Origin of the sequence: Verrucosispora sp. WMMD703 (assembly GCF_049178935.1) — a bacterium.
Classification (GTDB): Bacteria; Actinomycetota; Actinomycetes; order Mycobacteriales; family Micromonosporaceae; genus Micromonospora; species Micromonospora sediminimaris.
The window spans coordinates 411,588-431,570 of the sequence record NZ_JBMHMM010000004.1; the positions used below are offsets into that span (position 1 = coordinate 411,588).

The 19,983-nt window shown below is 71.4% G+C and carries 22 protein-coding genes; 9 read left to right on the forward strand and 13 right to left on the reverse strand.

Annotated features, from left to right (window positions below):
- Positions 1-7: 7 nt before the first annotated feature.
- From ACN26Z_RS02440 to ACN26Z_RS02470, 7 genes are all read right to left on the reverse strand, one after another.
- The gene (locus ACN26Z_RS02440) at positions 8-643 is read right to left on the reverse strand and encodes a DsbA family oxidoreductase (RefSeq protein WP_282236304.1); all 636 of its coding nucleotides are present in this window, start codon (positions 641-643) and stop codon (positions 8-10) included.
- A gap of 110 nt (positions 644-753) precedes the next feature.
- Positions 754-1,182, reverse strand: a complete 429-nt coding sequence (locus tag ACN26Z_RS02445) for a SufE family protein (RefSeq protein WP_093409268.1) — start codon at positions 1,180-1,182, stop codon at positions 754-756.
- 36 nt (positions 1,183-1,218) lie between these two features.
- On the reverse strand, positions 1,219-1,644 hold the full coding sequence (locus ACN26Z_RS02450) for a CBS domain-containing protein (RefSeq protein WP_093409265.1): 426 nt from the start codon (positions 1,642-1,644) through the stop codon (positions 1,219-1,221).
- 75 nt (positions 1,645-1,719) lie between these two features.
- On the reverse strand, positions 1,720-3,462 hold the full coding sequence (locus ACN26Z_RS02455) for a proline--tRNA ligase (protein WP_421459763.1): 1,743 nt from the start codon (positions 3,460-3,462) through the stop codon (positions 1,720-1,722).
- Positions 3,463-3,710: 248 nt separating this feature from the next.
- Positions 3,711-4,373: a response regulator gene (locus ACN26Z_RS02460; protein WP_093409263.1), complete on the reverse strand. Its 663-nt coding sequence runs from the start codon at positions 4,371-4,373 to the stop codon at positions 3,711-3,713.
- Positions 4,370-5,605 carry a sensor histidine kinase gene (locus ACN26Z_RS02465; RefSeq protein ID WP_282236302.1) on the reverse strand — a complete coding sequence of 412 codons (1,236 nt, stop codon included), beginning with the start codon at positions 5,603-5,605 and terminating at the stop codon, positions 4,370-4,372. Before ACN26Z_RS02465 ends, ACN26Z_RS02460 begins: the two co-directional genes overlap by 4 nt.
- 4 nt (positions 5,606-5,609) lie before the next feature.
- Positions 5,610-5,738: a hypothetical protein gene (locus tag ACN26Z_RS02470; RefSeq protein ID WP_282236301.1), complete on the reverse strand. Its 129-nt coding sequence runs from the start codon at positions 5,736-5,738 to the stop codon at positions 5,610-5,612.
- Here ACN26Z_RS02470 and ACN26Z_RS02475 point away from each other — a divergent pair.
- Together ACN26Z_RS02475 and ACN26Z_RS02480 are read left to right on the forward strand one after the other, a co-directional pair.
- Complete coding sequence (locus ACN26Z_RS02475; RefSeq protein ID WP_421459764.1) at positions 5,737-6,174, forward strand: hypothetical protein; 438 nt, start codon at positions 5,737-5,739, stop codon at positions 6,172-6,174. The two genes, ACN26Z_RS02470 and ACN26Z_RS02475, sit on opposite strands and share 2 nt — an antisense overlap.
- Before the next feature lie 102 nt (positions 6,175-6,276).
- Positions 6,277-7,206: an alpha/beta fold hydrolase gene (locus ACN26Z_RS02480; protein ID WP_421459765.1), complete on the forward strand. Its 930-nt coding sequence runs from the start codon at positions 6,277-6,279 to the stop codon at positions 7,204-7,206.
- A gap of 33 nt (positions 7,207-7,239) precedes the next feature.
- On the opposite strand, the gene ACN26Z_RS02485 is transcribed toward ACN26Z_RS02480, so the two are convergent.
- From ACN26Z_RS02485 to ACN26Z_RS02495, 3 genes are all read right to left on the reverse strand, one after another.
- The gene (locus tag ACN26Z_RS02485) at positions 7,240-7,428 is read right to left on the reverse strand and encodes a DUF397 domain-containing protein (RefSeq protein ID WP_421459766.1); all 189 of its coding nucleotides are present in this window, start codon (positions 7,426-7,428) and stop codon (positions 7,240-7,242) included.
- Positions 7,413-8,000 carry a DUF5753 domain-containing protein gene (locus tag ACN26Z_RS02490; protein ID WP_421459767.1) on the reverse strand — a complete coding sequence of 196 codons (588 nt, stop codon included), beginning with the start codon at positions 7,998-8,000 and terminating at the stop codon, positions 7,413-7,415. The genes ACN26Z_RS02485 and ACN26Z_RS02490 overlap by 16 nt, the downstream gene beginning before the upstream one ends.
- 227 nt (positions 8,001-8,227) lie before the next feature.
- Positions 8,228-8,866, reverse strand: a complete 639-nt coding sequence (locus tag ACN26Z_RS02495) for a formylglycine-generating enzyme family protein (protein WP_421464498.1) — start codon at positions 8,864-8,866, stop codon at positions 8,228-8,230.
- Positions 8,867-8,994: 128 nt separating this feature from the next.
- Here ACN26Z_RS02495 and ACN26Z_RS02500 point away from each other — a divergent pair, with 128 nt between their 5' ends.
- A complete protein-coding gene (locus tag ACN26Z_RS02500; RefSeq protein ID WP_421459768.1) occupies positions 8,995-9,777 on the forward strand; it encodes an SGNH/GDSL hydrolase family protein in 783 nt (260 codons plus the stop codon).
- 108 nt (positions 9,778-9,885) lie between these two features.
- Here ACN26Z_RS02500 and ACN26Z_RS02505 read toward each other — a convergent pair whose 3' ends face one another.
- Both ACN26Z_RS02505 and ACN26Z_RS02510 read right to left on the reverse strand, forming a co-directional pair.
- Positions 9,886-11,151: a hypothetical protein gene (locus tag ACN26Z_RS02505; protein WP_421459769.1), complete on the reverse strand. Its 1,266-nt coding sequence runs from the start codon at positions 11,149-11,151 to the stop codon at positions 9,886-9,888.
- Positions 11,144-11,659: a SigE family RNA polymerase sigma factor gene (locus ACN26Z_RS02510; protein WP_093409244.1), complete on the reverse strand. Its 516-nt coding sequence runs from the start codon at positions 11,657-11,659 to the stop codon at positions 11,144-11,146. The genes ACN26Z_RS02505 and ACN26Z_RS02510 overlap by 8 nt, the downstream gene beginning before the upstream one ends.
- A gap of 106 nt (positions 11,660-11,765) precedes the next feature.
- Between ACN26Z_RS02510 and ACN26Z_RS02515 the strand changes: the two genes are divergently transcribed.
- Positions 11,766-12,656, forward strand: a complete 891-nt coding sequence (locus tag ACN26Z_RS02515; protein ID WP_282236294.1) for a sulfurtransferase — start codon at positions 11,766-11,768, stop codon at positions 12,654-12,656.
- A gap of 91 nt (positions 12,657-12,747) precedes the next feature.
- On the opposite strand, the gene ACN26Z_RS02520 is transcribed toward ACN26Z_RS02515, so the two are convergent.
- Positions 12,748-13,287 carry a TetR family transcriptional regulator gene (locus tag ACN26Z_RS02520; protein ID WP_232511402.1) on the reverse strand — a complete coding sequence of 180 codons (540 nt, stop codon included), beginning with the start codon at positions 13,285-13,287 and terminating at the stop codon, positions 12,748-12,750.
- A 346-nt stretch (positions 13,288-13,633) separates the two neighbouring features.
- On the opposite strand from ACN26Z_RS02520, the gene ACN26Z_RS02525 reads away from it, so the two are divergent.
- The 5 genes from ACN26Z_RS02525 (at position 13,634) to ACN26Z_RS02545 (ending at position 19,932) form a co-directional block, all read left to right on the forward strand.
- Positions 13,634-14,785, forward strand: coding sequence for an FAD-dependent oxidoreductase (locus ACN26Z_RS02525; RefSeq protein ID WP_421459770.1), 1,152 nt, complete (start codon positions 13,634-13,636; stop codon positions 14,783-14,785).
- A 75-nt stretch (positions 14,786-14,860) separates the two neighbouring features.
- Positions 14,861-15,487 (forward strand): TetR/AcrR family transcriptional regulator, encoded by a 627-nt coding sequence (locus tag ACN26Z_RS02530; protein ID WP_093409235.1) that lies wholly within the window; start codon positions 14,861-14,863, stop codon positions 15,485-15,487.
- A 263-nt stretch (positions 15,488-15,750) separates the two neighbouring features.
- Positions 15,751-17,088: an acetyl-CoA carboxylase biotin carboxylase subunit gene (locus ACN26Z_RS02535; RefSeq protein ID WP_421459771.1), complete on the forward strand. Its 1,338-nt coding sequence runs from the start codon at positions 15,751-15,753 to the stop codon at positions 17,086-17,088.
- Positions 17,089-17,308: 220 nt separating this feature from the next.
- On the forward strand, positions 17,309-18,220 hold the full coding sequence (locus ACN26Z_RS02540; protein WP_421459772.1) for a hydroxymethylglutaryl-CoA lyase: 912 nt from the start codon (positions 17,309-17,311) through the stop codon (positions 18,218-18,220).
- 179 nt (positions 18,221-18,399) lie between these two features.
- Positions 18,400-19,932: an acyl-CoA carboxylase subunit beta gene (locus ACN26Z_RS02545; RefSeq protein WP_421459773.1), complete on the forward strand. Its 1,533-nt coding sequence runs from the start codon at positions 18,400-18,402 to the stop codon at positions 19,930-19,932.
- Positions 19,933-19,983 lie beyond the last annotated feature (51 nt).

Below are 19,983 nucleotides of genomic sequence, written 5' to 3' on the forward strand. Positions count from 1 at the left end.
GATGCCGTCAGTGCGCGGCGGCCTCGCGCTGCTCCACCTCGGCGAGGGCGGCGAGCAGGGTGGCTGGTTCCTGCGCCCCGGTGACCCCGTACCTGCCGGCGAGCACGAAGGTGGGCACGCTTGTCACCCCGAGCTGCCGAGCGGCGGCCAGCTCGGCCCTCAGCTCGGCCACGCCCTCCTCGGAGTCGAGGAAGTAGCGGGCGTCGTCGCCGTCCAGCCCGACGGTGGCGGCCACCCCGGCCAGCGCCTCCCGGGAGCCGAGGTCGACGCCGTCGACGAAGTGGGCCCGGTGCAGGGCCTCGACCATCTCCCCGTCGCGGTCCTGTCGGCCGGCCCAGTTGGTCAGCCGGTGCGCGTCGAAGGTGTTGGCCGCGATCGCCCGGTCGTAGCGCAGCTCCAAGCCGACGCTCGCGCCCACCTCGACGACCCGGGCGACCATCTGCCGGGCCTGCTCGTGGCCACCGAACTTCTCAGCCAGCGCGTCGAGAATCGGGCGCGGGGACGGAACCGGTGACGGGTCCAGCTGGAAGGGCCGGTGCCGGACGGTCACCTTGCCGTCGTACGACGCGAGCGCCTGCGCCAGTCGGCGGCGGCCGATCCAGCACCAGGGGCAGACCACGTCGGCGTAGATGTCGATCTCCATGACCGGAGACAACTCGCTGGCCGGCAGGTCTGTTCCCGACTGCCGCCCAGGTCACGGTGAGCCCGGGTGGCTCGGCCGCCGGTGTCGGCGGCAGCGGGACCGCGCCCAGGTCACGCCGTCCGTTCGCGGACCTGCCGCTTGAGCCGGGCGAGGATGGCGGTGCCGCCGCGTACCCGCAGCGGGCTGATCGCCTGCGCCAGGCCCATCCGCTGGTAAAGGTCGTCCGGGACGGCGAGAACCTGTTCCGGGGTGGCACCGGCCAGCCCTTCGGCGAGAATGCCGGCGAACGCCCGGGTGGTGGGTGACTCCGGCGGGCAGTCGAACAGGGTGTCGACGGTGCCCTCGGGCGTCACCTCGGCGCGCAGGAAGAACGGGGTCTGGCACTCCACGACCTGCTCCATGCCCTCGTGGCCGGGGTGCCCAGCGGGCAGCGGCGGCACGGCGTCGGAGTACTCCAGCAGCATCTCCAGCACCAGGTCACGCGGTGCCCCGGCGAACTCGTCGACGATCTCGGCCAGCTTGCTCGGCATCTCGGGCATCCCGCCAGGCTACCGCCGCCGGCCGGCCGTCCTCCCTCACACCGTGGGCGACTGCTCGCTGATCTCGCTGAGCGCCGAGGTGGGGTCGAGCTGCATGGCGAGGTCGCCGAGGGAGACGATGCCTACCAGCTTGCGCTCGTTGTCGCAGACGAGAACGCGCCGGATGCCGCGCTCACGCATCAGCGACGCGGCCTCACCCGCGGTGCAGAACTGCTCGATCATCACGACCTCGCGGGTGACTATCGAACCGATGGTGGTGGTGTTGGCGTTGGCGTTCTCCGCCACCGCGCGCACCACGATGTCACGGTCGGTCAGGATGCCGGCCAGGTTCGCGCCGTCGGTGACGACGACGTCGCCGATGTCGGCCTCCTTCATCACCCTGGCCGCCTCATCGAGGGTGGTCTCCGCCGGCAGGTAGATGACCTGCTTGGTCATCACGTCAGCGACCCGGTAACCGGTCATGAGAGCCCCTCCAGAGCAAGTTGAGCCGATCAGGATGCGGTACCCCGTCACCTGACGGCTACACCAGGTTTCCGTCTACCCGTTCAACAGTTTCTCCAGCAGGTCCGCCACGGGTAGCTCGGTGCGCTCCCCGGTCGCCCGGTCGCGCAGCTCGACGTACCCGTCGGTCAGGCGGCGTCCGACCACGACGGTGCGCGGAATGCCGATCAGCTCGGCGTCGGTGAACTTCACCCCGGCGGAGACGACGGTCCGGTCGTCGACAAGCACCCGCAGGCCCGCGTCGGCGAGCCGGGCGCCGAGGTCGAGCGCCGCGTCGAGCTGCGGGCCCTTGCCGGCCGCCACCAGGTGTACGTCGCACGGCGCGACAGACGTCGGCCACACCAGTCCCCGATCGTCGTGGTGCTGCTCGGCGATGGCTGCCACCGCGCGGGACACCCCGATGCCGTAACAGCCCATGGTGGGCCGGACCGGCTTGCCCTGCGGACCGAGCACGTCCACCGCGAAGGCGTCGGTGTAGCGGCGACCCAGTTGGAAGATGTGCCCGACCTCGATGCCCCGGCGCATGGTCAACCGGCCGGTGGCACAGGCCGGACAGGGGTCGCCGGGGCGTACCTCGGCGGCCTCGACCGTGCCCTCGGGGGTGAAGTCCCGACCGCACACCGCGTTTGTGGCGTGCCGGCCCGGCTCGTTGGCCCCGGTCAGCCAGGCGGTACCCGGCACCACCCGGGGGTCGACCAGGTAGCGGACGCCGAGCTTGTCGAAGACCTGCGGCCCGAGGTACCCCCGCACCAGTTCGGGATGCTCGTCCCAGGCGTCGAAGACGTCCACGGTGGCGGGTGACAGCGCGGCGGCCAGCCGTTTCAGGTCGACCTCGCGGTCGCCGGGCAACCCCACCACCAGCAACTCCGGCGCTTCGGCACCCGGCCGGCGTACCGTCAGCACCACGTTCTTCAGGGTGTCGGCGGCCGACCAGTTGTCCCGGCCGGCCAGCCTGCGGTCGTTGGCGAGCGCGACCAGGCTGGCGATTGTCGGCGTCTCGGGGGTGTCGTGCACCTCGATCGCCGGCTGCGCCTGCGGGTCGCCGGCCACCGGGGCGGGTGTGGTCACCGCCTCGGTGTTGGCCGCGAAGTGACAGTCGGTGCAGCCCACATAGGTGTCTTCGCCGGCCGGCGTGGCGGCGAGGAACTCCTCGGACGCGGAGCCACCCATCGCGCCCGACATCGCGTGCACCACCGTGTAGTCGAGGCCGAGCCGGTCGAAGATCCGCTGGTACGCCGCGCGGTGCCGGCCGTACGCGGCCCGCAGACCCGCGTCGTCCAGGTCGAAGGAGTACGCGTCCTTCATCAGGAACTCGCGCCCGCGCAGCAGACCGGCGCGGGGGCGGGCCTCGTCGCGATACTTGCTCTGGATCTGGAACAGCGTCACCGGCAGATCGCGGTACGAGGTGAACAGCTCCTTGACCAGCAGCGCGGCCAACTCCTCGTGGGTCGGTGCCAGCAGGTGCTCGGCACCGCGCCGATCGGCCAGGGTGAAGATGTCGTCGCCGTACTCCGTCCACCGCCCGCTGGTGCGGTACGGCTCGGCGGGCAGCAGGGCCGGAAAGTGCACCTCCTGGTCGCCGATCGCGGTCATCTCGGCCCGCACGATCTCGGTGACCCGCTCCAGCACCAGCCTGCCCAGCGGCAGCCAGGTGTAGCCGCCCGGTGCCGCCCGCCGGATGTATCCGGCCCGCAGCAGCAGCCGATGGCTCGGCACCTCCGCGTCCGCCGGATCTTCCCGCAGGGTCCGAATCAGCGACGTCGACATCCGCAGCATCACCACCGCACCCTAAAACCCCACCCCCCACCCCACCCACCCATTTCCCCCACCCCCGCGCCCCTCGCCCTCCGCGGAGTTGACCAAGAGATTTTCGCCCCAGCGCCAGCGGATCCGCGACCAAAACTTCTTGATCAGCGGCACGCGGAGTTGACCAAGAAGAATGCGTCGGGGATTCGGTGGATCCGCGACCAAAACCTCTTGATCAACCAGGCGGGGGCGGGGGTGGGGTGGGTGGGGTGGGTGGGGGGTTAGGTGGGGTTGGGGGTGGTTAGCCCGGCTCGGTGGGCGATTACGGCGAGGGCGGTGCGGTCGCGGGCGTTCAGCTTGGCCAGCAGGCGGCTGACGTAGGTGCGGGCGGTCGCTGGGCTGATGAACAGGGCGCGGCCGATCTCGTCGTTCGTCTCACCCAGGCCGACCCGGGCCAGCACGGCACGCTCCCGGTCGGTGAGTACGGAGAGTCGAGGGTCGGGCGGCGGCTGTCTCGGCGTGGCGGCGAGCCGTTCCATGACCCGGCGGGCGACCGTGGGCGAGAGCAGGTTCCCGCCGGCCGCGGCCGTGTGCACCGCCCGCCGCAGATCGTCCGAGGGCGTGTCCTTCAGCAGGTAGCCGGCGGCACCGAGGCCGACCGCCTCGATGATGTCCTCGTCGTCGTCGAAGGTGGTGAGGATCAGCACCCGGGTGGCCGCCAGCGTGTCGTCGGCGCGGATCGCCGCGGTGGCGGCCAGGCCGTCCATCACCGGCATCCGGATGTCCATGAGTACGACGTCCGGCCGCAACTGGCGGGCCAGGCGCAGACCGGAGCGGCCGTCGGCGGCCTCCCCGACCACGGTGAGCTGCGGGTCGGCCGCCAGCAGGGTGCGTATCCCCGCGCGCACGAGATCCTGGTCGTCGACCACCAGCACGCTGGTCACGTCGGCTCCCGCAGGGGCAGCATCGCGCGTACCTCGAATCCCGTCTGCCGGTGCCCGGCGGTGAGTGTGCCGCCGAGACTCTCGGCCCGTTCTCGCATCCCGGCGATGCCGTGCCCGGACCGGACGACCGCTGGCGGCTCGACCCGGCCGTTCGCGGCTTCGGGGTAGGTCGGCGGCCTGGTTGACCCTGCGTCGCGCGTCGGCTCTGTACCGGGGGCCGGATCGGAGCCGGTGTCGCTGACGGTGACGGTGAGCTGATCGTCGTGCTGCTCGGCGCGGATCTGGACGCGGCTGCCGGCGGAGTGCCGGACCACGTTGGTGACCGCCTCCTGCACGATCCGGAACGCCGCCGCCTCCACCGGCGCCGGCAGCGGCGTGTCGACGGCCACCCGCACGTCGACGTCGAACCCGGCGGCCGAGGCGGCCCGGGTGACCGCGTCGAGGTTGGTCAGCGAGACGACCGTGCGCGGCGGGTCGCCGGGTGACCGCAGCAGCGTCACCGTCCGTCGTAGGTCGTCCATGCTGCGGCGGGCGGTGGACCGGATCAGCTCCAACGCCGATCGGGCGGCGGTCTCGTCCCGGCCCAGCGCCTCCCGGGCGACGTCGGCGTGCAGCGCGATCACCGAGGTGGTGTGGCCGAGGGAGTCGTGCAGGTCGCGGGCGATGGCCATCCGCTCGTCCCGCAGGCGGGCCTGCGCCTCATGCCGGTACCGGGCCTCGGTCAGTTCGGCGATCCGGCGGGCGTCCGCCTGCGCGGCGCGCCGGGACCGCAGGCTGTCGCCGAGGGCGATCGCCGCACCCATCAGCAGTACGTGCCCGGCCAGCTCGTAGCCGACGACGAAGGAGAAATCCTGCCCCTCGGCGAGCCGGAAGACCACCGAGACCACGATCACCAGCACGGCGGCGGCGACGGAGGCGGCGATCCGGCCGTGTTCGGCCGCGGAGAACAGGGCGGCGGCCACCGGCACGGCCAGCCCGATGGCCGGGTAACCGGCGGCGTAGTAGGCGAACAGGCCGAGCACGCTGACGGCCAGCACCACCACCGGGTAGCGCCGCCGGACCAGCATCAGCGCGCCCAGGCCGACCGCCCAGAGGTACGCGACCTGGTCCGGCCCGTGCCGGCCACCCTCGTTCGCGGTGATGACGATCGACACGGTCACGGCGACGCCCGCGCCGAGAAGCACGTCGGCGACCCAGGGACGTACCCTCCGCTGCGTCGACTGGCCGGCCACGATCTCAGCGTACGGCGAGGTCGGGGCGCTCGGAGTCGTCGGAAGGCGACATCCGGGGTCGCCCGCCGACGTACTCCGGGCGGGTCCGCAGGCGGATGGCGCGGCCACCGATCGTTCCTAGCGTTGCCGGCATGACCATGTCACCTCGCCCGGCTCTCGGGCTTCCGTTGCCCGCCCTGCTCGGGTTGGCGCTGCTCGGCCTTCCCCGGGTGGTGTTGCACGACCTGGGTCTGGTGCACGAGCGCACCTTCGTCAACCTGCTGCTGGTGGTCGTACCGCCGATCGTGTGGATCACCGTGGCGCTGGTGCGGCGGGTGCCCAACCCGTTCCTGACCCTGCTCGTAGTCGGTCTGCTGTACGGCGTCCTGCTGGCCCTGACCCATCAGTTGCTCTGGCACGTGGCCTTCGACGAGCAACCGACCCTCGGCGGCAACCTGACCGATCTCGCGCCGGGAGCGCAGGCCGTCATCGTGCGGTTCTTCGCTGCGATCAGCAGCCTCTTCACCGGCGTCATCGTCGGCGTCGTCGCGGGCGTGATCGCCTGGGCCCTCTCCCGCCAGCGTCCCTGAGGCGGATCTTGGTCCAGCAGCGCCCTTCCAGGGGCGTTCCCGGACCAAGATCTGCGGAAGTGGGCTTGGTGACCGACGCGACGTCCTAGGTTCGGTGACGGGGTGGGTGCCGTTGAGCGGGCGGGGGTGGGGGCGTTGTTCACTGACGTGCGGAAGGTCGAGGCCGGCGTACTCGATGTCGGTTTCGTCGATGCCGGCCCGCCGGACGGGCCGGTGGTGCTCCTGCTGCACGGCTGGCCGTACGACATCCACAGCTTCGCCGAGGTGGTGCCCCTGCTGACCAGCGCCGGCCACCGGGTGCTTCTGCCCTACGCGCGTGGCCACGGCACCACCCGGTTCCGGTCCGCCGATGCGGTACGAAACGGCCAGCCGGCCGCCCTCGCGGTCGACACCGTCGCTTTCCTCGACGCGCTGGAGATCGAGCGGGCGACCCTGGCCGGGTTCGACTGGGGCGCCCGCACCGCCGGCATCGTGGCCGCGCTCTGGCCGGAGCGCTGTCGGGGCCTGGTCGCGGTGAGCGGTTACCTGATCGACGGTCAGGCGTCGGGTCGGGTGCCGCTGCCCCCGGCGGCCGAGCACGCCTGGTGGTACCAGTACTACTTCGCCACCGAACGCGGCCGGGAGGGGTACGCGCGGAACACCCGCGACTTCGCCAAGCTGATCTGGCAGACCGCCTCGCCGAGGTGGGACTTTGACGACGCCACCTTCGACCGCAGCGCGGCGGCGCTCGACAACCCGGACCACGTCGACGTCGTCATCCACAACTACAGGTGGCGGCTGGGCCTCGCCGACGGCGAGCCGCAGTACGCAGACCTGGAGGAACGGCTGGCCGGCAAACCGCCGATCACCGTGTCGACGATCAGCCTGGAAGGCGACGCCAACGGTGCGCCCCACCTACCACCCGAGGCGTATGCGAAGCAGTTCACCGGGCCGTACGAGCACCGCACGGTCGGCGGTGGCGTTGGGCACAACCTGCCGCAGGAGGCGCCGCAGGCTTTCGCCGACGCGGTGCTGGCGGTCGCCTCCCGCTGAATCGGCGTGTCGGCGGACCAGCTTGTCGGCGGGTCAGCCGAGCTTGGTGTGGACGACGAAGCGACGCCAGGCGGTCGGGGCGAAGGTGAGGACCGGGCCGGTTGAGTCCTTGCTGTCGCGTACGCCGACGATGCCGGGCAGGTTGTCGGCCACCTCGACACACTCTCCGCCCGCGCTGCGGGTGGACTTGCGCCAGGTCGCGCCGGTCAGATCGTGGACCACGACTCCATCACTTCCTTCATCAGCAGCTCGGAGTGTCCCTTGGGGAGGGCGACGCTGCGGATGCCGTCCCATCTGGCGTGCAGGGTAGCGAGTTCCTCGGCCCTGTCGATGGTCGCGCCACCGAGATGGTTCTCCAGGTGGCCGACCCAGTCGCCGTCGGCTCCACAAGCCAGGGTGAACGGACCGGCGTGGCCCACATGCACGCTCACCTCGGCCGGGATGACGAGGATCAGCACGCCACCTCGTTGCACGCAGTCGAGCAGGTGGCCGATCTGCTGCGTCATGATGCCCCGGAAGCTCTCGTCGACCCGGCGCAGCGTAGCCTCCTCGATCACCGCGAAGAGGATCGGTGGGTTGTCCGGTCGGGTCAGGATCGCCTGCCGGTCCATCCGGATCGCCACCCGCCGCTCCACCTCGTCGTCGCTGAGCATGTCATCGGCGCGGATCACCGCGCGGGCGTAGTGCTCGGTCTGGAGCAGCCCCGGGATCAGCGTCGGGTGGTAGCAGCGCAACTGGGTGGCAGTGCGCTCGGCGTCCAGCCACGGCCGCAGCCAACCGGGCTGGCCGTGCAACTCGGCGATGCGCAGCAGCCCCAGCAGCAGGCGCCGTCGCTGTTCAGCACCTCGTCGGCCCGCTTGAGGAAGAGCCTGTCGAACGGGCGCTGCCCCAGCTCGATCGCCCTGCCCCCGGCCTGCACCGGCCGCTGCCGCATGGCCTGACACCGACGGGGTTCAGGGCCGACCGAATGAGGTCGGCGGGCCCGGGGACCGGCCGGCGGCCCGGTGACCGCAGACCCTGTTCAGCCCGAGCGCGCCAGCCGGAAGCCCACGTCGTCGACGGTGAAGGTCGGGTGGCTGCGGCGGCGTACCGAGGCGCGACAGCTCCAGTGCTCGTCGAACCATCCGCCGCCACGGAGCACCCGGTAGCTGCCGTAGACCTGCGCGTCGTAGACGTCCCAGCACCAGTCCCACACGTTGCCCAGCATGTCGTACAGGCCCCAGGCGTTGGGTTGTCGGCCGCCGACCTCGTGGACGTGTCCGCCGGAGTTGTCGCGGTACCAGGCGATGTCGTCGAGTGGCCCGTACCGGGGGCCGGTCGTGCCGGCCCGGCAGGCGTACTCCCACTCGGCCTCGGTCGGCAGCCGGTAGCCGTCGGCGGCGACGTCCCAGTCGACGTGCTCGCCGTCGACCCGGTACGCCGGCCGCAGCCCTTCCTGCGCCGAGCGCGCGTTGCAGAACCGGATCGCGTCCCACCAGGAGACGCTCTCGACCGGCCGACGGTCACCGGTGGAGGCGCTCGGACGCTCGCCGGTGACCTGGGCGTACTCGGCCTGGGTGACCGGAAAGGCGGCGAGTCGGTACGCCTCGACCTCAACCGACCACCGACGCTCGGTCCGTCGATCGGTCAGCTGCACCCGCCCGGCGGAGATGGAGACCATCACCCGTGAAGTGTCGATGACGTCCGCCACGTTCCCCCGCACGGGGCACCACCACGAGGGTGGCCGATGCAAAACTTCCGGTGGTAGGCAGGAGTTCCTTCCTACTCGCACGTCGGAGGAGTGAGCAGGTGCGCTGGCGCAGTTACGTCGCGGTCGGGGACAGCTTCACCGAGGGCCTGGACGACGCCTACCCGGACGGCAGTTTCCGGGGCTGGGCGGATCTGGTGGCCACCCGGCTCGCCGCCGAGGCGGGCCCTGACTTCGCGTACGCCAACCTGGCCATCCGGGGGCGGACCTTCCCGGGCGTGGTGGCCGAGCAGGTGCCGGCGGCGCTGGCGATGAAGCCCGACCTGATCAGCTTCGCGGCGGGCGGCAACGACGTGCTGCGGCGCAGCTTCGACCCGGACACCCTGGTCTCGCGCTTTGACGAGGTGGTCGGCCGGCTGCGCAGCCGCGGCGCCGACGTACTGCTGTTCCGGTTCGCCGACGTGATGGCGCGGCTGCCCGGCCAACGGCTGATCGCACCCCGGGTCGCTCTGCTCAACCGTGCGGTCGGGGAGACCGCCGAGCGGCACGGCGCCATCCTGGTCGACCTGTACGCCGACGACACGTACCTGAACCCGATGCTCTGGAGCACCGACCGGCTGCACCTGTCTCCGGCCGGGCACCGCCGCGTGGCCGGTCAGGTGCTGACCGCCCTCGGTGTCGGCTGCGACGAGGAGTGGCTGCTGGTCCCGCCGAACCCGGAGCCCACCCCCTGGCTGTCCGCCCGCACCGCCGACCTCCGCTGGGCCGGTCAACACCTGGCCCCCTGGCTCAAGCGCCGCCTGACCGGCCGCTCCTCCGGCGACACCCGCACCGCCAAGCGCCCCACCCTCACCCCCTTCCACCCCCTCCAACCACCGCCTTGATCAAGAAGTTTTGGTCTGGTTTTCCGCCTGCCTAGACCAAAACTTCTTGATCAACGCGGCCGGGCGTGGGTGGGTGGGTGGGCTGGGTGGGTTGGGGTGGGTGGGGTGTCAGTGGAGGTGGCGGGTCCAGGTTCTTGTCCGGGTGGGGCCGGTGCCGAGGGTGGTGTCGGTCGGGGTGGTGATGACGATGGTGTCGTCCGGGAGCACCTGCACCGTCGGAGGGTGCTCGCCGCCGGTGAGGCGACGCCGGAGTTCCGGGACGTCGAGATAGCGGTCGTCCGTCCAGTAGCCCACGTTGCCCCACGGGTTGGTCACCGCCAGCAGGCCACCGTTCACCGCGGCGGCGGAGTTCGTGTCGGGCGGCAGTTGCGTCCGCTCCTGCCACCGGTCGCCAGCCAACCGCCACACTCGCTTATGGGTCTGGGCGTCGAAACCCTCATTGATGTTGACCAGCCACGCGTCACTGCCGTCGGGTGAGACCAGCAGTCGAGCGGCACCGGCAACGTCAGGCAGCTCCTGCCAGGTCCCGCCGTCGTCGTCGCTTACCGCGACGGTCAGCCAGTCACCGTTTCGGGTCGTCACCCAGATCCGACCGTCGCCGCCGTCGATCAGATCGTTGCTGGCCGCACCGCTCAGGAACATCGGGGGCTGGGTCCGCACTTTCGCCGCGTCGATCCGGGCGAGTTCCAATTCGGCACAGTTCAGTTTGATCAGCGCGCCGCTTCCCGGGCATTGGAGCAGGTACCCGCGCCGGGTGGCCGCAGCGAGCCGGGTGACCTCGGGCGGCGACTCCCGAGGATGCTCGGTGAAGGAGGCACCGCCGTCGGTGGTGACCAGGTAGCCGTCGGGCACGCCCACGGTCAGGTTCCGGCCGTCCAGCGGTAGCAGGTAGTACGGTCCGGCCCACCGGGGGTTGTTCGCCGTGTCCGGCAGCGGCGTCCGCTGCCAGGTCGCGCCCCCATCGGCGGTACGCGCGAGGTCGAGCCGGCAGCCGGTCCGGTCGCTGTCGTCGGGACCGCAGGTGTCGAAGAGGGCCCAGCCGTGCCGGGCGTCGACGAAGCGTAAACCGGCCAACCTGCCGGCGACCCCCACCGGGTTCACCTTCCGCTCGATCACCTGACCGTCCGGGGCCGGTGACGGGGTCGCCGGTGACGGGGTCGGATCGGGTGGGTCACGGTCGGCGTCCCGACCGGCGGTGGCGTACACGCCCGGCCCGGTGAGTAGCAGCGCGACCAGCCCGGCCAGCAGGCCGCGGCGGCGACGCCGACGGCGGTTCACCCGGCGTCGGGCGGCGTCCACGCCCGGCGGACGGAAGGTCGGCGCGGCGGTCGCCTCGAACTCGGCGAACAACTGGTCCAGGTTGATCTCACGCACGGCCGGCCTCCTGCCGTTCGGTGAGGTGGCGGGCCAGGGCCGTGCGGGCTCGCGACAGCCAGGACTTGACGGTCCCCTCGGGTACGCCGAGCTGGTCGGAGATCTCCGCGACGGTGAGCTGGGCCAGGTGGTGCAGGACGATCGCCCGGCGTTGGGCGGCGGGCAGGATGGTGAGCGCCTCCAACAGCACCACCCGGTCCGGGTTCGGGCCCGGTACGTGCTCCTCCCGCTGCCGAGCCAGGTACCGGACGGCGGTACGGACCCGACGGAGCCGGCTGGTGGCCAGGTTCCAGGCCACCCGGCGGACGAACGCCGACGGGTCGTCGTACGCGCTGATCCGGTCCCAACGCTCAAGGGTCCGGCAGAACGCCTCCTGGGTGAGGTCCTGCGCCTCGGCGTGATCGCCGAGGTACGCGTAGAGCTGCACCGCCACCCGCTGGAAGTGCGCCTGGTAGAACTCGGTGAAGTCCACCGGCGGTGGGTCGGCACCTGGTGGCGCTGCGGTCATGGCGGTCCTCGTGTTCGGCGGCAGTCAGGAGTGTCACGCCTGGCGGACCACATCCGCTGCACCCGAATTCCGTTGGCCGGCCGAAGCGCGGCGTACTTTGGGGACCATGTCTGTGCCGAACGATCCCGATCCCCGACTTCAGTCGTACGCGGACCCGCAGCGACTGGTCACCACCGACTGGCTGGCCGAGCATCTGGGCGACGACGGTCTCGTGGTCGTCGAGTCCGACGAGGACGTACTGCTCTATGACAGCGGTCACATCCCGGGTGCCGTCAAGGTCGACTGGCATCTGGAGCTGAACGACCAGGTGACCCGGGACTACCTGGACGCCGAACGGTTCGCCGAACTCTGCGCCGCCAAGGGCATCGGCCGTGACGACACGGTTGTCTTCTACGGCGACAACTTCAACTGGTGGGCCGCGTACGCCCTCTGGGTCTTCACTCTCTTCGGCCACCGGGACGTGCGGCTGCTCGACGGCGGCCGGCAGAAGTGGATCGCCGAGGGACGGGAGCTGACCCGCGACAAGCCGACCCGGCCCCGGGCGAACTATCCGGTGCCGCAGCGCGACGACGCGCCGGTGCGGGCGTTCCGCGAGGAGGTGTCGGCGCACGTCGACGCCGGCCGGCCGCTTGTCGACGTGCGCTCGCCGGGCGAGTACACCGGCGAGATGCTGCACATGCCGGACTACCCGCAGGAGGGCGCGCTGCGCGGCGGTCACATCCCGGGCGCGGTGAGCAAGCCATGGAAGTCCGCCGCCAACGACGACGGCACCTTCAAGTCGGCCGACGAGCTGCGTGGCATCTACGCCGACCAGCTCGGCCTGACGCCGGATGACGACGTGATCGCGTACTGCCGGATCGGCGAGCGGTCCAGCCACACCTGGTTCGTACTCCGGCACCTGCTCGGCTACCCGAAGGTACGCAACTACGACGGCTCCTGGACCGAGTGGGGCAACCTCGTCCGCGCCCCCGTCGTCAAGGGTCCCAACCCGAAGTGATTCGCTTGTTGATCATGAGGTTGGCGGCAGAAACAGGATCAACCATGCCGCTAACCTCATGATCAACGAGGCGGGTCGGTAGCGCAGGGGGTCAGCGCGGATCCGGGTCGCGTAGGTAACGCTGGACGGTGGGGGCGAGCCAGGTGATCAACTCGGCCGGGGAGATGTCGACCATCGGGGGTAGGCGCAGGACGTATCGGGTCAGGGCGACGCCGAGCAGTTGGCTGGCGACCAGTCCGGCGCGCCGTGGGGCCTCGTCGGGGTCGGCGACCACCCGGCCGACCGCCACGCCGAGCTGGGTGGCGAAGATGGCGCGTACCCGCTCCGCCCCGCTCGGGTTGGTGCTCGCCGTGCGCAGCAGCGCCGGCAGCGTCGAGTCGCCCTCCCACCGGGTGAAAAAGTAGCTGACCAGCGCCGTGCCGAGTCGATCGGCCGGCACGCCGCTCAGGTCGGGCAGTCGTAGGTCGAACTCGGCCGCCGTGGCGAACAGGTTCTCCTTGCTGCCGAAGTACCGCATCACCATCGACGGGTCGATCCGCGCGTCCGCGGCGATGGCTCGGATCGTCGCCCGGTCGTACCCGTCGGCGGCGAAGCGGTCGCGGGCGGCCCGCAGGATGGCCGCCCGGGTCACCTCCGAGCTGCGGCGTCCGCCGCCCGACGGCGTTTCCGAGCTGCGGCGTACGCCGCCGGACGGCGTTTCCGAGCTGCGGCCTTCGCCGTCCGCCGCGGGCTCCCCGCCATGGCGTCCGCCGCCCGACGCCGCCGGCCCCGCGTCGCGCCGGCTGCCGCCCCACGCCGCGCTTCGGCGTCCGCCGTCGGCTGACGACTCCGCGACAGGTTTCGAAGCCCTTCCGGGTACGCCCTCCGTCATGTGACCGACGGTATGCCAACGGCTGTTGACTTCTCATTCCGGGGCGGCCTAACGTTGCCAACAAGTGTTGGCCAACAGTTGTTGGCATCCGGCCGAGGAGGTCGCCATGCTGCCCGAACGAACGGACGTCCTGGTCGTCGGCGCGGGCCCCACCGGGCTCACCGCCGCACTCACCCTGGCCCGCCGAGGGGTCGAGGTGACCGTCGTAGACCAGCGGGAGAAGCCGGCGGTGACCTCGCGGGCCGCGGTCGTGCACGCGTACACCCTGGAGGTGCTCGACCGGATCGGCGCCGGCGAGACGCTTGTGGCCCGAGGGCTGCGGTCGGCCCGGTTCAGCGTCCGCGACCGGGACCGGGTGCTGGTCACCGTGCCGTTCGGCGGGTTGCCCGGCCGGCACCGGTACGCGCTGATGGTGTCCCAGTCGGTGACCGAGGAGGTGCTCACCGACCAACTGGCCGAGGCCGGTGTACGGGTGCTGCGCCCGTACCGGCTCACCGGCCTGCGCCGCGACGGCGACGGCGCGGTTGCCGACTTCGACGGCACGAGCCTGCGCGCCCGATGGGTGATCGGGGCCGACGGCATCAACAGCACTGTCCGTGAGCTGGCCGGCATCACGTTCACCGGGCCGGCCGGCTCCGAGGAGTCGTTCGTGCTTGCCGACGTACGCGTCGACAGCGGCCTGCCCCGCGACGGCGCGTCGATCTTCCTTGCCCGGGGCGGGCCACTGGTCTGGGCGCCGCTGCCCGACGGGCGGGTACGCCTGGTCGCCACCGTCACCGATCCGCCCGCCGAGCCGGACGCGGCCTATCTGCAACGCCTGCTCGACGAGCGTGGTCTCCGACAACGGCCGGACCAGGTACGCGAGGTGCTCTGGTCCTCGCGCTTCCGACTGCACCGACGGGTCGCCGGGACGTTCCGCTCCGGGCCGGTGCTGCTGGCCGGCGACGCCGGACACGTGCACAGCCCGGCCGGCGGGCAGGGCATGAACCTCGGCATCAGCGATGCCGTCGACCTCGGCGAGACCCTGGCCGACGTGCTCGCCGGAGCCGCCGAGACCCGGCTGGACGAGTACGCGGCCAGACGTCGGCCGCTCGCACACGAGGTGGCCGGATTCGCCGACCGACTGACCCGCCTCGCCACCGTGCCGCCCGCCGCCCGACCGGCCCGGGACCTGCTGCTACGCCTGATCTCGGTGCTGCCGCCGGTGCGACACCGGATCGCGCTCCGGCTCTCCGGCCTCAACCAACGCCCGACGTGAGTCGACGTTCCCGGCAATCGGACTGGCGGGTAACCACGGCCCCACGCTGTCGACAGTCGGGTCTACGCTGGCCCGGTGACGGTGGAGCAGCAGGCCCGGGGGGCGAACGGCGGGGCCACGGGGGCGGGACGACGCCGATCCCGCAAGGACGAGATTCTTGAGATCGCGGTGGGTCTGTTCGCCTCGCGGGGCTACCACGGTGTGTCGATGGACGACATCGGCGCGGCTGCCGGCGTGACCGGCCCGGCGCTCTACCACCACTTCGCCGGCAAGGAGGCGATGCTGGTCGCCGCGCTGACGCCGGTCAGCGAAGGGCTGCTCGACGGCGGACGGCAGCGCTCCGCCGCCCATCCCGGCGACCCGCGCGCCTCGCTGGAGTCGCTTATCGACTTCCACGTCGACTTCGCGCTCGCCAATCCGGCCGTCATCGCGCTGCACCTGCACGAGCTGGATCGGCTGCCGGAGGAGCCCAGACGGCACATCCGCCGACTCCAACGGCTCTACGTCGAGGAGTGGGTCACCGTGCTGACCGCCCTGCACCCGGGGCTGCCGGACGGTGAGGCGCGGGTGTTGGCACACGCCGCGTTCGGCCTGATGAACTCCACCCCGTTCCTCGGCGGCGAGGTCGACCATCGGCGTCGGTCCGAGCTGCTGCGCGCCGCCACGCTGGCCGCGCTGCTCGCCCCCACCGAGCCCGCCTGACCCGTCGCCGTCCGGCCGTCCTGGGCTGACCCGCTAGCGCTTGGCCGTCGCGCGTGCGGCTCGCCGGACAGGACCAGTGCGCTTCATCACATCCCCGCCGGCCGCCATCGACCGAGGAGCCGACCCCGGTACGCCCTCGTCGGCGTCGCTCGGACACCGCACCAGGGCCCCTCTGCCGCAGGCGTTGAGAGGGGGCCCTTCCTCGCACCCGGGGCGGCGTGGTTCCCTTGCACGCGATCCCACCATCTGGACGCGGAGGAAGCATGATCGAGTCGCTGCTGGTCGCCAACCGGGGCGAGATCGCCCGCCGGATCATCCGTACCGCCAGGCGGCTCGGGGTGCGGGCGATCGCGGTCCACTCGGAGGCCGACGCCGACCTGCCGTTCGTCGCCGAGGCCGACGAGGCCGTCTGCGTCGGGCCGGCCAACCCGGCGCAGAGCTACCGCAACACCGAGGCGATCCTCGCCGCCGCCCGGTCGACAGGGGCGCAGGCGATCCACCCCGGTTACGGCTTCCTGTCGGAGAACGCCGACTTCGCCCGTACCGTCGAGGCCAGCGGCCTGATCTGGGTCGGACCCGGCGGGGACGCGATAAGCGCGATGGGCGACAAGATCAATGCGCGGAACCTGATGGCGGCGGCCGGCGTGCCGGTGGCGGCGGGGACCACCGAGCCGGCGGCCGACGTGGCGGCGGCGGTCGCGGCGGCGGCAGAGATCGGCTACCCGGTGATGGTGAAGGCCGCTGCCGGTGGCGGCGGCATGGGCATGGGGGTGGCGGTCGACGAGGCTGCGCTGCGCACCGAGTACGACAAGGTCCGGGCCTTCGCGGAGCGGATGTTCGGCGACGGCTCGGTGCTGCTGGAGCGGTACTTCCCCCGGGTGCGGCACGTCGAGGTGCAGATCCTCGGCCTGGCCGACGGCCGGGTGCTGGCGCTGGGCGAGCGGGAGTGCTCGGTGCAGCGGCGCAACCAGAAGCTGGTGGAGGAGTCGCCCTCCCCGGCGGTCTCGCCGGAGCTACGGTCCCGCCTCCTGGCCGCGGCGGTGCGGGCGGGTGCGGCGGTCGACTACCGCAACGCCGGCACCGTCGAGTGCCTGCTCGATCCGACGACCGGGGAGTTCTTCTTCCTGGAGATGAACACCCGGCTTCAGGTGGAGCACCCGGTGACCGAGCTGGTGCACGGCATCGACCTGGTGGAGGAGCAGCTGCGGGTGGCGGCCGGCCTGCCGCCGACCTTCGACCCGGACGCGCTGACCGTGCGCGGGCACGCCATCGAGCTGCGAGTCAACGCCGAGGATCCGAAACGGTTCCTGCCCGGCCCCGGGACGATCAAGACCTGGGTCGAGCCGACCGGCGAGGGCGTACGCGTCGACTCCGGCTACGCCGAGGGGAACACCGTCACCCCGTTCTACGACAGCCTGATGGCGAAGCTGATCGTGCACGGCCAGGACCGGGCCGAGGCCATCGCCCGCGCCCGCGCGGCAGTGGCCGCCTTCGACCTGTCCGGCCCCAAGCACAACCTCCCCTTCTTCGCCGAGCTGCTCGAAAACCAGGAGTTCCTCTCCGGCGACTACGACACCAGCATCGTCTCCCACCTCCGCTAACCCCCCGCCCCCGCCCCGCCCCCGCCCCCGCCCCTGGCCGGTTGATCAAGAAGTTTTGGTCGGGATCCGTGCCCGCAGCCGACCAAAACTTCTTGATCAACGCGGGGTCACGCGGGGTGGGGTCGGGTGGGGTCGGGCGGGGTGGGGTGTGGGTGGGGGTGTGACATGCTGGGGAGGGTTGGGGCAGTGAGTGTCACAGCTAGGTGGGTGGGTGGTGGAGATGCCGGATTACGTGTCCATTCGTGAGGTCGGGCCACGTGACGGGTTGCAGAACGAGGCACCGATCCCCACCGACGCCAAGGTGCGGCTGCTCGACGCGCTCTCGCAGACGGGGGTACGGCGGATCGAGGCGGTCTCGTTCGTGCACCCCAGGGCGATCCCGCAGATGGCCGACGCCGACGAGGTGTGGCGACGGGCGCAGCGGGTCGACGGGGTGCGTTACTCCGCGTTGGTGCCGAACACGCGCGGCGCGCAGCGCGCCCTCGCCGCCGGCTTCACCGAGATCGAGGTGGTCGTCTCGGCAAGCGACACGCACAACCGGCGCAACGTCAACCGTTCCACCGACGAGTCGCTTGACGACATCGCCGAGCTGATCGACCTGCTGCACGGTGCCGGTGCCCGCGCCGAGGTGATCGTGGCGACCAGCTTCGGCTGCCCGTACGAGGGCGACATCGATCCGGCGCGGGTGGCCGCCATCGTGGACCGGGTGGTCCGCGACGGCGCCGACCGCGTCGCGTTCGGCGACACCACCGGCATGGGTACGCCCCGACGCGTCCGTGACCTGCTCACCGCCGTACGCGATCGCAACGCCGACGTTCCGGTGCTGCTGCACTTCCACAACACCCGGGGCACCGCGTTGGCCAATCTGCTGACCGCCCTGGAGCTCGGCGTCACCGAGTTCGACGCCAGTGTCGGCGGGCTGGGTGGCTGTCCGTACGCGCCCGGGGCCAGCGGGAACCTGGCCACCGAGGAGGCGGTGCACATGCTGCACGACATGGGCATCGACACCGGGATCGACCTGGACGCCCTGATCGAGGTCGCCGAGCTGGCCGAGCACCTGACCGCTCGTACTCTCCCCTCCGGCGTCCTCCGCGCCGGCCCCCGCACCCGCCTCACCCCCCTGCCCACCTGACCCCGCACTAACCCACCCACCCCCGCCCAGCGGCGGTTGATCATGAGGTTAGCGGCAGAGTTGATCTCTAGAACTGCCGCTAACCTCATGATCAACGCTGGGGATCTCGGGGTGGTGCGGGGATGGGTGTGGGTGGGGTAGCCTAACGATCGTTCAGGTTGCTTGGTTTGGGGGCCGTGGTGACGGTTGACGGTGAGGCGCTGGAGCAGCTGCGCAAGCGGGTTCGGGCCGGCGGCGCGGAGAAGTACCACGCGGCCAACGCCGCGAAGGGCAAGCTGTTCGCCCGGGAGCGGGTCGCGCTGCTGGTCGACGAGGGCAGCTTCGTCGAGGACGGCCTCTACGCCAACGCGCTCGCCGAGGGACTGCCCGCCGACGGCGTGGTAACCGGCACCGCCACCATCGACGGTCGTCAGGTCTGCCTGATGGCAAACGACTCCACGGTCAAGGCCGGCAGCTGGGGTGCCCGCACCGTCGAGAAGATCATCCGGATCATCGAGCGGGCGTACGACACCGGTGTCCCGATGGTCTACCTGGTCGACTCGGCCGGGGCCCGGATCACCGACCAGGTCGAGCTGTTTCCCGGGCGTCGTGGCGCCGGAAAGATCTTCTGGAACCAGGTCCGCGCCTCCGGCTCGATCCCCCAGGTCTGCGCGCTGTTCGGGCCCAGCGCGGCCGGCGGAGCGTACATTCCGGCGTTCTGCGACGTGGTCGCCATGGTCGACGGCAACGCCAGCATGTACCTGGGATCGGACCGGATGGTCGAGATGGTCACCGGGGAGAAGACCACCCTCGAAGCGATGGGTGGGGCGCGGGTGCACTGCGCCGAGTCCGGTGTCGGGCACTTCCTCTGCAAGACCGAGGCCGATGCGCTCGACGTGGTGAAGCGCTACCTGTCGTACCTTCCGGCGAACTGGACCCAGCAGCCACCGACCGCGCTCGCCGTCGAGGCGCCGACCAAGGCCGACCTCGCCGCGCTGGTGCCGGCGAGCGAGCGGCAGGCGTTCGACATGCGCCGGTACGTCAAGGGCCTGCTCGACGAGGACTCCTTCTTCGAGATCCAGGCCCTCTGGGCCAAGGAGTTGACCATCGGCTTCGGCCGACTGAACGGCGAGGTCGTCGGCGTGGTCGGCAACAACTCGATGTTCAAGGGCGGGGTGCTCTTCGTCGACTCGGCCGACAAGGCGACCCGGTTCGTGCAGCTCTGCGACGCGTTCAACGTGCCGCTGCTGTTCCTGAGCGACGTGCCCGGGTTCATGGTCGGCAGCGCGGTGGAGAAGCAGGGCATCATCCGGCACGGCGCAAAAATGATCACCGCGATCTCCGAGGCGACCGTACCCAAGATCTGTGTGGTGGTGCGCAAGGCGTACGGTGCCGGCCTGTACGCCATGGCGGGGCCGGGCTTCGAGCCGGATGCCACGATCGCGCTGCCCACCGCCAAGATCGCGGTGATGGGTGCGGAGGCCGCGGTCAACGCCGTGTACGCAAACAAGATCGCGGCCATCGAGGACGAAGCCGAGCGGGCGGCCTTCGTCGCCGCCCGCCGCGAGGAGTACGAGCGGGACATCGACATCGTCCGGCTCGCCAGCGAGCTGGTGGTCGACGCGATCGTGGAGCCGCAGGAACTGCGTGCCGAGCTGGTGCGCCGGTTCGCCGCCGCCCGGGGCAAGCAGCGGCACTTCTCCCGGCGATGGCACGGCGTCACCCCGGTCTGAGCCGTCCGGCACCAGCACGATCCCGTCCCGGCGTCACGAGCGCCCGGCGGG

Bases quoted from the DNA above. Each gene is read 5' to 3' on its own strand.
- ACN26Z_RS02535 (WP_421459771.1), top strand. From the start codon at position 15,751: ATGATCGAGTCGCTGCTGGTCGCCAACCGGGGCGAGATCGCCCGCCGG.
- ACN26Z_RS02440 (WP_282236304.1), bottom strand. From the start codon at position 643: ATGGAGATCGACATCTACGCCGACGTGGTCTGCCCCTGGTGCTGGATC.
- ACN26Z_RS02450 (WP_093409265.1), bottom strand. From the start codon at position 1,644: ATGACCGGTTACCGGGTCGCTGACGTGATGACCAAGCAGGTCATCTAC.
- ACN26Z_RS02445 (WP_093409268.1), bottom strand. From the start codon at position 1,182: ATGCCCGAGATGCCGAGCAAGCTGGCCGAGATCGTCGACGAGTTCGCC.
- ACN26Z_RS02540 (WP_421459772.1), top strand. From the start codon at position 17,309: ATGCCGGATTACGTGTCCATTCGTGAGGTCGGGCCACGTGACGGGTTG.
- ACN26Z_RS02510 (WP_093409244.1), bottom strand. From the start codon at position 11,659: ATGACCGCAGCGCCACCAGGTGCCGACCCACCGCCGGTGGACTTCACC.
- ACN26Z_RS02515 (WP_282236294.1), top strand. From the start codon at position 11,766: ATGTCTGTGCCGAACGATCCCGATCCCCGACTTCAGTCGTACGCGGAC.
- ACN26Z_RS02525 (WP_421459770.1), top strand. From the start codon at position 13,634: ATGCTGCCCGAACGAACGGACGTCCTGGTCGTCGGCGCGGGCCCCACC.
- ACN26Z_RS02470 (WP_282236301.1), bottom strand. From the start codon at position 5,738: ATGCCGGCAACGCTAGGAACGATCGGTGGCCGCGCCATCCGCCTGCGG.
- ACN26Z_RS02495 (WP_421464498.1), bottom strand. From the start codon at position 8,866: ATGGTCTCCATCTCCGCCGGGCGGGTGCAGCTGACCGATCGACGGACC.
- ACN26Z_RS02475 (WP_421459764.1), top strand. From the start codon at position 5,737: ATGACCATGTCACCTCGCCCGGCTCTCGGGCTTCCGTTGCCCGCCCTG.